This is a genomic window from Nocardia gipuzkoensis, assembly GCF_021183645.1.
GTDB lineage: Bacteria > Actinomycetota > Actinomycetes > Mycobacteriales > Mycobacteriaceae > Nocardia > Nocardia abscessus.
In genome coordinates this window covers 6,049,467-6,061,512 of record NZ_CP089225.1, presented here as the reverse complement: position 1 = coordinate 6,061,512, position 12,046 = coordinate 6,049,467, and the positions used below count along the sequence as shown (strand labels likewise).

Annotated in this window: 14 protein-coding genes; 6 read left to right on the top strand and 8 right to left on the bottom strand. The window is 67.5% G+C overall.

Going from position 1 to position 12,046, the window contains the following annotated elements; all coding sequences use genetic code 11:
• Positions 1–787: 787 nt before the first annotated feature.
• The 4 genes from LTT66_RS27705 to LTT66_RS27690 all read left to right on the top strand — a co-directional run bounded on the left by LTT66_RS27705 (position 788) and on the right by LTT66_RS27690 (position 3,171).
• Positions 788–1,009 (top strand): WXG100 family type VII secretion target, encoded by a 222-nt coding sequence (locus LTT66_RS27705; RefSeq protein ID WP_233061434.1) that lies wholly within the window; start codon positions 788–790, stop codon positions 1,007–1,009.
• Positions 1,010–1,024: 15 nt separating this feature from the next.
• A complete protein-coding gene (locus LTT66_RS27700) occupies positions 1,025–1,348 on the top strand; it encodes a WXG100 family type VII secretion target (protein WP_233061433.1) in 324 nt (107 codons plus the stop codon).
• 143 nt (positions 1,349–1,491) lie between these two features.
• Positions 1,492–2,823, top strand: coding sequence for a hypothetical protein (locus tag LTT66_RS27695; protein ID WP_233061432.1), 1,332 nt, complete (start codon positions 1,492–1,494; stop codon positions 2,821–2,823).
• 12 nt (positions 2,824–2,835) lie between these two features.
• The gene (locus tag LTT66_RS27690; protein ID WP_233061431.1) at positions 2,836–3,171 is read left to right on the top strand and encodes a hypothetical protein; all 336 of its coding nucleotides are present in this window, start codon (positions 2,836–2,838) and stop codon (positions 3,169–3,171) included.
• 317 nt (positions 3,172–3,488) lie between these two features.
• Here LTT66_RS27690 and LTT66_RS27685 read toward each other — a convergent pair whose 3' ends face one another.
• From LTT66_RS27685 to LTT66_RS27675, 3 genes are all read right to left on the bottom strand, one after another.
• Positions 3,489–3,872, bottom strand: a complete 384-nt coding sequence (locus tag LTT66_RS27685) for a hypothetical protein (RefSeq protein WP_233061430.1) — start codon at positions 3,870–3,872, stop codon at positions 3,489–3,491.
• Positions 3,873–3,991: 119 nt separating this feature from the next.
• Entirely contained in the window at positions 3,992–4,966 is a 975-nt protein-coding gene (locus LTT66_RS27680) for an ADP-ribosylglycohydrolase family protein (protein ID WP_233061429.1), read from the bottom strand.
• A gap of 303 nt (positions 4,967–5,269) precedes the next feature.
• Positions 5,270–5,701, bottom strand: a complete 432-nt coding sequence (locus LTT66_RS27675) for a hypothetical protein (protein ID WP_233061428.1) — start codon at positions 5,699–5,701, stop codon at positions 5,270–5,272.
• 192 nt (positions 5,702–5,893) lie between these two features.
• Between LTT66_RS27675 and LTT66_RS27670 the strand changes: the two genes are divergently transcribed.
• Positions 5,894–6,085, top strand: a complete 192-nt coding sequence (locus tag LTT66_RS27670) for a (2Fe-2S)-binding protein (protein ID WP_083888136.1) — start codon at positions 5,894–5,896, stop codon at positions 6,083–6,085.
• Between the two features lie 58 nt (positions 6,086–6,143).
• On the top strand, positions 6,144–6,623 hold the full coding sequence (gene bfr / locus LTT66_RS27665) for a bacterioferritin (protein ID WP_233061427.1): 480 nt from the start codon (positions 6,144–6,146) through the stop codon (positions 6,621–6,623).
• A gap of 53 nt (positions 6,624–6,676) precedes the next feature.
• On the opposite strand, the gene LTT66_RS27660 is transcribed toward bfr, so the two are convergent.
• Genes LTT66_RS27660 through LTT66_RS27640 form a run of 5 tightly spaced genes read right to left on the bottom strand, consistent with a single transcriptional unit; the run spans position 6,677 to position 11,945 of the window.
• Complete coding sequence (locus LTT66_RS27660; RefSeq protein ID WP_233061426.1) at positions 6,677–7,822, bottom strand: acyl-CoA dehydrogenase family protein; 1,146 nt, start codon at positions 7,820–7,822, stop codon at positions 6,677–6,679.
• Positions 7,822–9,018: an acyl-CoA dehydrogenase family protein gene (locus tag LTT66_RS27655; RefSeq protein ID WP_233061425.1), complete on the bottom strand. Its 1,197-nt coding sequence runs from the start codon at positions 9,016–9,018 to the stop codon at positions 7,822–7,824. The genes LTT66_RS27660 and LTT66_RS27655 overlap by 1 nt, the downstream gene beginning before the upstream one ends.
• Complete coding sequence (locus LTT66_RS27650) at positions 9,015–9,797, bottom strand: enoyl-CoA hydratase/isomerase family protein (protein ID WP_233061424.1); 783 nt, start codon at positions 9,795–9,797, stop codon at positions 9,015–9,017. The genes LTT66_RS27655 and LTT66_RS27650 overlap by 4 nt, the downstream gene beginning before the upstream one ends.
• A 4-nt stretch (positions 9,798–9,801) precedes the next feature.
• On the bottom strand, positions 9,802–10,743 hold the full coding sequence (locus LTT66_RS27645; protein ID WP_233069418.1) for an acyl-CoA dehydrogenase family protein: 942 nt from the start codon (positions 10,741–10,743) through the stop codon (positions 9,802–9,804).
• A 32-nt stretch (positions 10,744–10,775) separates the two neighbouring features.
• Complete coding sequence (locus LTT66_RS27640; protein WP_233061423.1) at positions 10,776–11,945, bottom strand: acyl-CoA dehydrogenase family protein; 1,170 nt, start codon at positions 11,943–11,945, stop codon at positions 10,776–10,778.
• Positions 11,946–12,046 lie beyond the last annotated feature (101 nt).

Sequence of the window (12,046 nt, the reverse complement as noted above, 5' to 3'; positions counted from 1 at the left end):
GCCGCAGGACTTGTTCGACGAGGGTGGCGACGTGTAGATCCGGGCTCAGTGAGTCTCGATGATTTTCTGGCCGCTAACCACCGAACCAACTGACCGAGAAGCGTTGCGGACATGGTCGGCGGCGGATCATCCCCGCGGGCGCGGGGAGCACGAACCAAACGCCCCGAGGGGCCACGTGCGAGGACGGACCCCGTCAGGACGAGATCGCCGTCTGAAAATGTCGTTCTGCCACTACGTGCTTGATGGATTCTCGTCCGATCGCTCCCAGCGCTCCGGAAGCATCCGCGCCTTTCGCGTGCCGAACGGGATCGGTCGAACCGCAACCTTGGCGGTTTTCAGGTGATGTCGGTCGCGTCCGCCTTCATGGCGGCGGTCAATTGGGTGTCGGCGTCGAGGAGTTCCACTCCCATCAGTGTGCCGTCAGCTCCGAAATCGAGTGCGGCCACAACCGCGCCATCCTCGGTCTCGACCCGGAGCGTCAGAGCGGCGTGCCGTTGTCCGGCTTCCTCGGCTCGGATGGCGAGGTAGGCGGCATTGGCCTGCTTGTCCCACGTCAGAGCCTCGATGTAGGTGTGTTGAGGCGTGTCGGTAATCCGCGTATCTCCGATCCGAGACTTGTTCTGTCACTCGTATTGACGCAGCGCGGTCGCGATCGGTTCCATCACTTTTCGGTGGTGCCACATCGAGCGGGAACTCCCGTGTCGCCCATGGCTTCGCCGCGCTGTCCGGCCGTCGATCGGACGCGGGCCGGTATGTCTACGACACGGCGCAAACGCTGATCAGTGGGGTGCGGTCGACCGACGTCGAAGTCGAAACTCTGCTGGTGACCTGGCGTGGCCCTGCGTCGGATGCGTACGCGGCGGGCTGGAGCGAGGCCCGGCAAGGCGTGGTGGAGGTGCTCGAGGCGCTGTCGGAGATGGCCGAGGCGCTCGGGATGGTGAGCACCCGGCTCGACGCGGTCGATCAGGTGCGCGCCGAAGGCTTCTCGCTCGATTTGCCCGCCGTCTGACGAGAAGGGGACACTGTGGAGTACAAGGTGAATTTGGGGCAGTTGGACGCGACCACGGTGCGGATCGATGCATTGCGGGGATTTCTGGAACAAAGCTTGATCGAGATCGACGAGCGGATCGTGACGGTGCAGCAGACCTGGAACGGTGCGGCGGCCGACGCCTACGCCGAAGCGCACGCCGACTGGGTCGCCGGAGCGCAGAAGGCGGCCTGCGGCATCGAGAAGATGAGAGCCGCCGCACAGGCCGCGCATGACGCCTACAGCGCGACCGTGGCCGCGAATCTGTCGGTGCTGGGGCGTGGTGGCTCGCCTGGGCATCAGGGAGGGCCGGCGCGGTGACCGTAATCGATGTCGATACCGACGTCTACACCAACTCCGGGCGTGCGCTCGTCACGGCCGCCGAGGCCTGGTTCCGCGCCGTGGACGCGAAATGGTCCACTCTGGCTGGGTGCGGGCAGATGTGCGGGTCGTATTCGGAGGCGGTGTCCTGGGCGCAGTCCTACGACACCCGCGCCGATGAGCTGATCAGAGGCACCCGGCAGGTCGCCGAGGCCGCCGACAACTACGCCCGCATCCTGATCGAACTGGGGCACAATCACGCGATCGGCGACTATTTCGCCACGATAGGCGCCGGTGGGCAACCGCCGACAGCCCCGACCATGCCTGACCCGGCGATATTCGTGTGCAAAGCACCCCTTCCGGCGGCGGGCGGGCCGGGGCAGGGGCTGGTCGACGGCGCAATCGGGCTGGTGGAAAAGGTCGGCATCGTCATCCCCGACGGCGACACCAGCAAGCTGAAAACGGCCGCGGATGCGTGGACGCAGTTGGCCGCAGCCCCGGAGGTCACGGGGTTCGTCGCTGAACTGGAGCGCATCGCAGGCCTGTTCGCGCCGATCACCGCCCCTGAACTCGATCATGTGGACGAGGACCTGCGCGCGTTGCGCGCGGCGGCTGCCGATGTGGTGACCGGGTTCGGTGAACTGGCCGCGTCGACAACCGAGCACCGTGACGCGCTGGCGGAGATGCGGGACAAGATCGCCGGTTTCCTTGACCAGTTGGCCAAGGAAACCGCAATCGAAATCGCGATCAGCGCCACGATCACGATTGCCGCGTCGCTGGTGACCTTCGGTGCCGCCGCCGCGGGCGGTGCCGCAATCGCTGCCGGGCGGGTCGCGCACATCGTTGCTCGTTATGGGCCGAAGATCAGGCCACTGGTCGAGGTGTTCAAGTTACGCGGGCTCGGGCGCGGATTCTCCGCGGTGCCCGATTTCTCCCGACATCGCCAGGAGATGCAGCGACTGCTGGACCTGGGCGCCAAGAACAGGGCGCGGCCCAAGCCTACGAGCTGGGTGAGTGACCTCACCGCGCGCGATCGCCACGTGCTTGAACTCGGCCCGGCCGACAGCCGAAGCAACAATCTTACCGAGCTGTTGCGGCGTGGCGATCCCCTCACCCCAGAGCAGCAAAGATACGTCGATGACCTGAATGCGGCGCTGTCCAAGCTGCCCGCGCACGAGGGTCCGGTGTTGCGGCATACCAACCTGACGCCCGAACAGCTCGCCCGTTACGAACCGGGCAAACCGACAACGGAACTGGGGTTCACCTCAACGTCCAACAAGCCGAGCGGAGTCGATGACGTGTTCGTACAGAACGCCAAGGTCGAAATGCAGATCATCAGCAAGAACGGGCGAGTATACGGCGAGTACGGAACTCCCGATGAGGTCCTGTTCCCCTCGAACACAGAATTCTTCGTGCACAACAAGTTCCGCGACCCCGCGACGGGCAGGATCATCATCCAAATGTCGGAAATCTAGGAGTAGGAATCCATGCCGGAAAAATTCGGAGGCAAACTCTTCTACAGCAACACCGAAGCCGCAGCGAAGAGGCCCAACGACGAGGAAATCGAACACACCCGCCGCCAGCTTGAGGCATTCAACACCGAACTCCGTGCGGCCAGTCCGTCCAGCGATGGGAATGTCGGCGGGCTCGGCGGCCGGTTCTCCGATGACCTGTCAGGAACCGAGTTCCAGGGCTGGACCCTCGAAGACGGCACATGGCGCGATGCGAACGGCCAAGTCGTCTACACGGAGGGCCCGGATGGCGGATGGTACAACGCTGCCGGGCGCTTAGTGTTCGACGCGCTCGGCAACCGGCCGCAATGACGGCACCAGCAGCCGAAGGTTCGAGCGCCAGATCGCGCTGAGGGCGCCAGCGTCAGCTGGTCGCGCAAGGCTGGTGCCGCTGTCGGCGGCGTGGCCAGACGAGCACGGCCAAGGCCGTGCGGGGTAGCGATAACCGGTCCGGTCAGACGGGGTCGACGACCAGCGCAGCAATCGGGGCCAAACTGAGCCGTTTCCCAAAGCCGGTGGGTGGCATACAGTGCGGTCACCAACTGCATGAGCAGCCCGGAGCCAGGGACTGACTCGCGCTCCGGGGCTGCTCATCTTTCGGAAGACCGACTCGTCCGGTCGAGAGCTGCTCAGTTGGGGAATGGCGGGATCAGCAGTCTTGGTTTTCGTCGGGGTGACCAGAAACACATTGATCTTCCTGTCGATACGGTGATCAGCGCGCTCAAGTCGCCGTGAGTGATCAGTGCCTTGGTCAAGCGCACCGGTCTCGCCCCTACGACCAGGAAGTGGAACCCACGAGACTCATGCTCGCTACGCACCACCGCGAATGCATCGAATACATCGTGGCCGTCTCCTTCCCACTCCCCGGCGCCGCCATCACTCAGTCGCACACACCAATCGCCGTGGCCGTTCATGCTCCCCCGCAAAGACAATGGCTTTACTTCGCTATCAGGGGCGCGTACCGGGATCTCCTCGCTGAACATCTCGCGGTATTGCTCGATACCCACGGTCATCGCCCCGCTACCTACTACACGGCTACAGCACACCGTAATGCCGCGTTTCCGGGTGTCCGGCCAGGCCGTGATCAAGGGGTAACTGCCGCTGAGCAGCGAGGTCGACCGGCTGGTTGTTCTCACGACGCGCTGGATAACCATCTTCGAACGCGGCTGGATGCAGAGTTTTGGCGTCGTCGTGTTCGGCGGCTCGGGTTGAACCAGTCAGGCAACGGTTCTCGCGCGGCAAGCCAGGTCTGCGGCACTCCGACGATCGGATGGGCGCTGCTGGTGCCGGTGTAGGCGGCGACGATCCCGCCGACGATGGCGCTGGTGGTGTCGATATCTCCGTCTGCCGCAATGCACGTGGTGATCGCGGCCGGGTAGTCGTCCAAATGCGTTGCCGCGACCCATATTGTGAACGGGACCGTGTTCTGCGCGGTGACCAGAGATCCGTTGCCGAGTTCATCCGCGGCCTCCTTCGCGGAGGCTCCGAGCAGGGTGCGAGCATGGCGAATCAGTCGGCTCGTGTCACCGTCGGCGAGGCGATCGAGGACGCCGGTAATGAATTCCCATGATGTGGGCCGACTCCTGATCAGACGGGCGTGAGCTGCCTGACCGGCCGCGAGCGCCACCGCGACCGCACCGAGGACCCCTTCGGGATGCAGATGCGTCACCTGCGCCGACCGGACCGCTTCGGCGGCAATCTTTTCCGGATCGCCAGCGTAAAAGGCACCCAGCGGGGCGACCCGCATGGCCGCACCGTTGCCACAGGAACCCTGGTGATCGAACACGGCTCCGGCCGCCTCCCGCCAGTGCACGCCATTCCGGATTTGACGCAATGTGTCGACCGCTAGGAAGCCGTAGTCACGGTTCGGGTCGAACCGTTGTGCAAAGGCGGCGGCAAGCCGATCCTGGTCGATCCCACCGTGACTGGAGAGTTCTGCAACCACGGTACAGGCCATTTCGGTGTCGTCGGTCCACCCCCACCGTCGGGCAGGGAGATTGCTTGCCCGAAGATCCGGAATCGACCGGCCCATGATGGGGAATTCCGCACCCAACGCATCCCCCACAGACAGCCCATCCAGTGAACGGAGCATCAAGTCGATATGCATCGCGTCCTATGGTAGCCATGCCGAATAGGCGGCGCCAACGTGTGCGGCGGCTGGGCTGGACCTGAACTGTACAGCGTCGACGGCGGCGAATGCCGTGTGACCGGAACGCAGGTAGCGTCCGGTCCGGCGCTACCAGCCAAAGATCGCCAGCTGATTTGGCGCCCGGGGTGCTGCTGAAGTTCGCGATACGGCCATGACCTGCAATTTTACAGGATTCCGAGGTTGGACTTTCGAATCCCGTCCGGTAGTCGTTACAGATCTGAAGTTCCACCGAACTTCAGATCTGTAACGACTACCGGACAGTCATCGGACTGGGAGACCGGCAATGGCCTCTTGCCCGGATTGCTCGCACTGACGCGCGCCGAGCCGGGCATAGATCTTTCCCAGGGATTCCAGGTAGGGCCGCAACTCCGCCGGACCCGCCTCGGGCCCGCTCGGCGCCGCATCGAGAGTCGCGACGAGGCTCTGATGATCCTGCGCCGATGCCAGGGGCGGCCGCAGGCTCGCGACGCTCGAGCGGAAGACGGCGGCGCGTTCGTCCGCGCGTCGGCGCACCTGCTCGATGCTCAGCGCCTCCCGGCGCTGCAGATCCGGCAGTGTGCGGACGAAATCCCTTTGCGCAGCACACAAGCCGTCCAATCGCTGGGCGTAATCGGATTGCGACGACGTCCCGTCCCCGCACCCGGACAGCAGCACGGCCACCGCGACAACCACCGACCGGCACACAATGCGCATGCACCCGACCCTAGAAATCCGGCGACCGGCCCGCGTGACGCGCGGGCGTCGATCGGGTGAACAAGAGTCTTCGCACGCGCCCGGCGGGCCGGACTTCACACCGGCGAGTCGAGCTGCTATACATTAGGGGAGGCTTACCTCGTTAGTCGAGGCTAACCTCAGTGTAACGGTGATCCCTGGCTGTGAGGCTCCATGTACGTGTGCATCTGTAACGCGCTGTCCGAAGGTGACGTGCACACCTGCGTTGCGGCCGGGGCCGACAGTGTCCGCCAAGTGAAGAACGCCTGCGGCTGGAAGCCCGGCTGCGGCAGTTGCACGGCGCGATTGGCCGAGGTGATCGGCCGTGCCCGCGCGACGACCGGGGCACAGCCCTCGGCCGCCTGATCCGACACACCAGGCGGTCTCTGCCGCGCTGGGCACATTTTGTGCCACGATCGCTGCTATGGACGGCGACAAGGACATCGTGGCGTTGCTCAACGAGCAACTGACGGCCGAACTCACGGCGATCAACCAGTACTTCCTGCACGCCAAGATGCAGGAGAACTGGGGCTTCACCAAGCTGGCGCGGCACACTCGGCACGAATCCATCGATGAGATGAAACATGCCGAGCTGCTCACCGACCGGATTCTGTTCCTGGAAGGGCTGCCCAACTACCAGAAGCTCAACCCGCTGCGCATCGGACAGAGCGTTCCGGAGCAACTGCGGGCCGACCTGCAAATCGAGTTGGAAGCGGTCGAACGGCTCCGCCGGGGCATCGAGTTGATGCGTTCGCGCGGCGACGTGACCTCGGCTCGCATCTTCGAGCACATCCTCGAAGACGAGGAGCAGCACGTCGACTACCTGGAGACCGAACTCGATCTGATGGAGAAGCTGGGCGAGCCGCTGTACCTCCAGCGCTTCACCGAGGCTCCGGGGGACTGACTCGGCATCCGGGCGCCCGCGAAAGGCTGCCCGGCCGCACACCCCGGCGCGCACTACGCCGAGGCGTACCGCCGGGCCAGTCGTTTCCGATGCTCGGCCGGCGTACCGAAGAGGGAACGATCGAGCGTGGCCCGCTTGAGGTATGCGTGGATTCCGCTTTCCCAGGTGTAGCCCATGCCGCCGTGCAGTTGCATGGCCTTTCCCGCCACCCGCACCGCCGTGTCGGTGCTGAACGCCTTGGCCATCGACGCCGCGTCGCCCGCGTCCGGTGCCCACGTCACCTGGGCTCGCACGGCGGCCGCCACCAGCTGCCGAGCCACCGAGACCTGCACCAGCATGTCCGCGCAAGCGTGTTTGACAGCCTGGAAGGAACCGATCGGACGGCCGAACTGCTCGCGCACCTTGGCGTAGTCGACGGTGGCCGCGAGCATGGCCTCGCTCAGCCCCAGGCTGTCGCAGGCCGTCGCGACCGCGGCCCGGTCGTACAACCGCCGCAGGGCGCGCTCTCCGTCCCCGCGGAATCGCCACACCGCCGACGGCGCCACCGCGACGCCGTCGGCGCTCACGCGCCCGAGACTGCGGGTCGCGTCGACCACCGGTCGCGCGGTGACGGCTGTCCCGGGCGCACCCGATTCGACTGCCGCGATCACGATCTCGCCGCCGGGATCGCGGGCGGGTACGAGCAACCGGTCCGCGCCGGGTGCGTCGAGCACGAATTCGACGTCACCGTGCAGACGCAGGCCGCCGGTCTCCGGCACGAGCCGGAACGGCGCGAGATCGGCGTGCGCGAGATCGGCGTGCGCGAGATCGGCGTGCGCGAGACCCGCGCCGCGCGGCACGACGCCGACCCGCTCCTCCCCCGTGAGCGCGACAACCGGCACCACCGCGCCCGCGACCGTGCCGCGAAACAATTCGTCTCGTTGTGGATGAGGCTCCAGCAGGCCGAGTGCGCCGACGGCGAGCACCGCGACCGAAGGGTAGGCACTGCGCGCGACCGCTCGGCCCATCTCCTGGAGAATCACCGCGACTTCGGCGAAAGTGGCGTCGGCGCCATCGAATTCCGCGGGCGCTTCCAGGCCGAGCCACCCGGAGCGGGCGATCAGCGACCAGTCGGCCACAGACTCGGAATCGGCTTTGCCGAGCAGGTCGCGGGCCACCGCTCGCATTTCGGCGTGGATCTCGGCGTATTCGTCGCTCATCAGGTTCCCGCCGGTTCCCTGGGCAGGCCGAGTCCGCGCTCCGCGATGATGGTGCGCTGGATCTCGCTGGTCCCGCCCGGAATGGTCCATTCCCAGGAGCCGATGAAGTCGAGCACCCAGGCCCCCGACTCCCAGCCGCCGGACATCGGTTTGCGCAGCATCGTGTGCGCGGCCACTCCCCCGACCTCCGTGCCGAAATCCGTCATCCGCTGCAACAATTCGCTGTAGTACAACTTCACGACCGAAGCGTCGGCCGGACCCGCGCGGCCCGCGTCGTGCCGCTCCACCAGGTCTCGGCACAATGCGCGCAATCCGGCGATCTCGATGTCGAGCGCGGCCAGCCGGTCGGCCACCAGCGCGTCGTCGATCGGCCGCACGCCATCGAGATCGGCTCGCTCGCACGCCTCGACCAGCAGGCGGAATCCGGCGTTGCCGAGCCGTTCGGACAGTTCCAGCATGGTGAGGCCGCGTTCGGCGCCGAGCGTCTGCTGCGCCACCTGCCAGCCCGCGTTCTCCGCGCCGACCAGCCCGTCGGCCGGGATCCGCACCTCGTCCAGGAATATCTCGCAGAAGTGCGATTCCCCGGTGGCCTGCCGGATCGGGCGCACCTCGATGCCGGGGCTGCGCATGTCCAACAGGAAGTAGGAGATCCCGCGCCGCTTCGGGGCGGCCTGGTCGGTGCGAGCCAGCAGCAGGCACCAGTCCGCGTACTGCGCACCGCTGGCCCACACCTTCTGCCCGGTCACGACATAGCCGTCGCCATCGCGGCGGGCGCTGGTCTGCAACGCCGCCAGATCGGACCCGGCGCCGGGCTCGGAGAAACCCTGCACCCAGATCTCGCCGTCCAGGATCGCCGGGAGATGCCGTCGCCGCTGCTCCTCGGTGCCCGCCGCGAGCAGCGTCGCGGCCGCGTGGTGAACGGCCACGAAGGCCAGCACCAGTCGCGGAGCGTCGTGCGCGGCGAGTTCCTGGTACAGCACGATCTGTTCCGGGACGGACATGCCACCGCCGTATTCGCGCGGCCAGTGCGGCACCGCGTATCCGGCGCGGCGCAGCTGCTGGAACCAATCACGCTGGAAGCGTACGAATTCCGCGTCCGTCGGGCCGGTCTGCGCCTGCCGCCAATCGGCAGGCACGTGCGTGCGGCACCAGTCCCGGACCTCGCCGCGGAACTCGTCGAGGACGTCCCCGGTCACCGTGCCCGTGCCCGCTGTCGCAACGCCAGCAGCCGGTCCCGGTGCTCCGGTGACTGCATGGTGACCACCTCGGCGGCGAAACCGGCCTGCATCGGACCGCCGAGCGCTTGGGAAAGGTACATGTTCACGACCCGTTTCGTGCTGCGCAGCGCCTCCGGCGGCAGGGCGGCCAACCGGACGGCCAGTTTCCGTGCCTCGACAAGCAATTCGTCCGCGGCGACGACCCGCGACGCCAGTCCGACCTCGACGGCGGTGGCGGCATCGATCCGGTCACCGGTGTACAGGAATTCCCGCGTCCGCAGGATCGGGGTGAGCAGCGGCCAGAACGCGGCGCCGCCGTCCCCGGCGACCAGCCCGACGGCGACGTGCGGGTCGGCCAGGTAGGCGCTATCCGACATCAGCACGACGTCGCACAGCACCGCCAGGCTGGCGCCGAGCCCCATCGCGGCACCGTTCACCGCGGCGATCACCGGCAGCGGAAAGCGCAGCATCTCCTCGATGATCTGAGCGCCTTCGCGGATGCTCTCGTCCCGCGCGACCGTGTCGTCCAGGAAGGAGGTGATCCAGTCCAGATCGCCGCCCGCGCTGAAGGCCCGGCCGGAGCCGGTGAGGATCACCACTCTGGCCTCCCGGTCCGCGGCCAGTTGCCGCCACACCTGCGCCAGCGCTCGGTGCAACTCGGCGTTCACCGCGTTGAGCTCGTCGGGGCGGTCGATGACGACGATGCGGACCGGCCCCTCGGAGGCGACGGTCAGCGCGTCGGGCAGGTCGTAGCGCATGGCGTCACCCTTCCCCCGGCTCGGAGAACAAACCTGTCAGGCCACGGCGGCCGGCCAGCCGCGCGAGCAGATCCTCGGTGGCGACCAGGCCGAGTGGCAGCCTGCGCGACGGCAGGCTGTAGCGCGACAGCCAGGACAGTGGCGACTCATCGCAGAAGCCGAGGGCGCCGTGCAGCTGGTGGGCCACGCGGAACACGGCCTCGGCCGCTTCCAGCGCCGCGGCGCGCAGGGCCAGCGCGTCGATCAGCGCCTCGCCGCGATCGGCCTGGATGCTCCACAGCGCGTAGCGGGCGAGCATGTCCACCCCGCGCCGTTCCACCTCGGCGTCGGTCAATTGGAACTGCACCGATTGGAACTCGGCCAGCGGCTTGCCGAACTGCTCGCGCACCAGCACGTGGGCGCGGGCGAGTTCCACCGCGCGATCGAGCATGCCGAGCAGGGTCCAGCACGGCAGTACCAGCGCGAGCGCCAGATCGGCCGCGCCGTCGGTGTCCACCGGCGACACCTCCAATCGCGCCACGAACGCCGACTCACGCGCGGACACACCGGACCGTCGCACCACCACCGACCCTCTGGCACCGTCCAAGGTCACCGCCGCCCAGCGCAGGTCGAGATCCGCGACCGCCGCGGCGGGCTCGTCATCCGACACCACCACCAGCCCGTCGACGTCCAAGTCGACCGGGCGGGCCAGCCGCTCCGCGACCGGGTAGGGCGTGGCCCAGTAGCCGGCGCTGCGGCACAGCGCCGCAGCCGCTTCCAGCTCGACCGGATCACGCCGCGGCTCCAGCTCCCAGGCGCCGAGTTCGCCCAGCACCGGCGCGACGAGCGCCCGCCGCGCGGGCTCACGCTCGGCCCACCGCACCAGTTCGTCGCCACCCGCCGCACGCAGCGCGCGCAGCGCCTGCACGCCGTATTCCCGTGCCTCGGCGCAGAGTTCGATGGTCATCGCCCGCCCATCCGCCGGGAACGGTGCGGCGGTCATGCCGCTTCTCCCGCCCGGCGGGGCCCGCTCAGCATGGAGCGCGCCAGCAGAATCTTCTGCATCTCGATACTGCCGGAGGCCACCGTCGCGGCGTTCGCGTAGCGCCAATGGTCGTCCACCGCGCGCCGGAACCGGCACTGGGTCTCCTCCCGCGAGCCCGCGAACGCGGCGAGTTCGGCCAGCACGCTCGCGCTTTCCTGGTCGAGCCGGGTCACCGCGATCCGGTAGGCCGCGGCGTCGCCGGGGGCGACCCGCCCGGCGCTCTGCAGCGCGATCACCTGGTACGCCAGCAGCCGCGCCCGCCGTGCCCGGGTGAGCATGCGGGCCCAGCGGCCGCGCAGCTCGGCGGGCACCGTGTCCCACCGCTGTCCCAGAATGTCCGGCGCGGCCTGCAGCAGCCGCTCACAGCGCGCATAGCGGGCGATGCCGACGCGTTCGAACGCCAGCACCTCTTGCACCACCGACCACCCCTCGTCGACCTGACCGAGCACGTCGGCTTCGGTCACGCGCACCCCGTCGAAGAAGACCTCGTTGAGATGGTGCGGCCCGAGCATGGACCGGATCGGCCGGACCTCGATTCCCGGATCCGACATCGGCACCAGGAACACGGTGAGCCCCTGCTGTTTGCGCGCCCGAGTCGCGGTGCGCGCGAGCAGGAAGCACCACTGCGCCATGGTCGCGTACGAGGTCCAGATCTTCTGGCCGGAAATACGCCAGCCGTCGCCATCACGGCGGGCGGTGGTCCGCAGCGAGGCGAGATCGGACCCGGAGTCCGGCTCGCTGAATCCCTGGCACCAGATCGCCGCACCGCGCGCGATCGGCGGCAGGTGCTTGCGTTGCTGTTCGGCCGTGCCGTGCCGCATGATCGTCGGGCCCACCCAGTTGACGCCCATGTACTGCGCACCGCGCGGTTCGTGGTGCGCCCACATCTCCTCGCGAACCACGGTCTGCTCCCACACCGAGGCGCCACGGCCACCGAACTCCGCGGGCCAAGCCGCGCACAGCAGGCCCTGTTCGGCGAGCACCCGGCAGAAACGCTGGGCCACAGCCAGATCGGCCGGATCGTCGGTGAACGCGCCGAGATAGTCGGCGGGGACCTCTTCGGCAATCAGCCGCCGCAGCTCACCCCGGAGCCGGCTGGCGGCCTCACCCATAGTGAAGTCCATGTGGCGCACAGTACTTCAATCCTCATAAGGATAGCAATATTTGTATGGTCATCTGGCGGTGATTACACTGCCGCCATGACGGAAAGGCGTGCCGGGTGAGG

What these genes read in the sequence shown, in the direction of transcription:
- LTT66_RS27685 (WP_233061430.1), bottom strand. Translation starts at nt 3,872, where the DNA reads ATGACCGTGGGTATCGAGCAATACCGCGAGATGTTCAGCGAGGAGATC.
- LTT66_RS27680 (WP_233061429.1), bottom strand. Translation starts at nt 4,966, where the DNA reads ATGCATATCGACTTGATGCTCCGTTCACTGGATGGGCTGTCTGTGGGG.
- LTT66_RS27660 (WP_233061426.1), bottom strand. Translation starts at nt 7,822, where the DNA reads ATGAGCGACGAATACGCCGAGATCCACGCCGAAATGCGAGCGGTGGCC.
- LTT66_RS27670 (WP_083888136.1), top strand. Translation starts at nt 5,894, where the DNA reads ATGTACGTGTGCATCTGTAACGCGCTGTCCGAAGGTGACGTGCACACC.
- LTT66_RS27640 (WP_233061423.1), bottom strand. Translation starts at nt 11,945, where the DNA reads ATGGACTTCACTATGGGTGAGGCCGCCAGCCGGCTCCGGGGTGAGCTG.
- bfr (WP_233061427.1), top strand. Translation starts at nt 6,144, where the DNA reads ATGGACGGCGACAAGGACATCGTGGCGTTGCTCAACGAGCAACTGACG.
- LTT66_RS27645 (WP_233069418.1), bottom strand. Translation starts at nt 10,743, where the DNA reads ATGACCATCGAACTCTGCGCCGAGGCACGGGAATACGGCGTGCAGGCG.
- LTT66_RS27675 (WP_233061428.1), bottom strand. Translation starts at nt 5,701, where the DNA reads ATGCGCATTGTGTGCCGGTCGGTGGTTGTCGCGGTGGCCGTGCTGCTG.
- LTT66_RS27650 (WP_233061424.1), bottom strand. Translation starts at nt 9,797, where the DNA reads ATGCGCTACGACCTGCCCGACGCGCTGACCGTCGCCTCCGAGGGGCCG.
- LTT66_RS27690 (WP_233061431.1), top strand. Translation starts at nt 2,836, where the DNA reads ATGCCGGAAAAATTCGGAGGCAAACTCTTCTACAGCAACACCGAAGCC.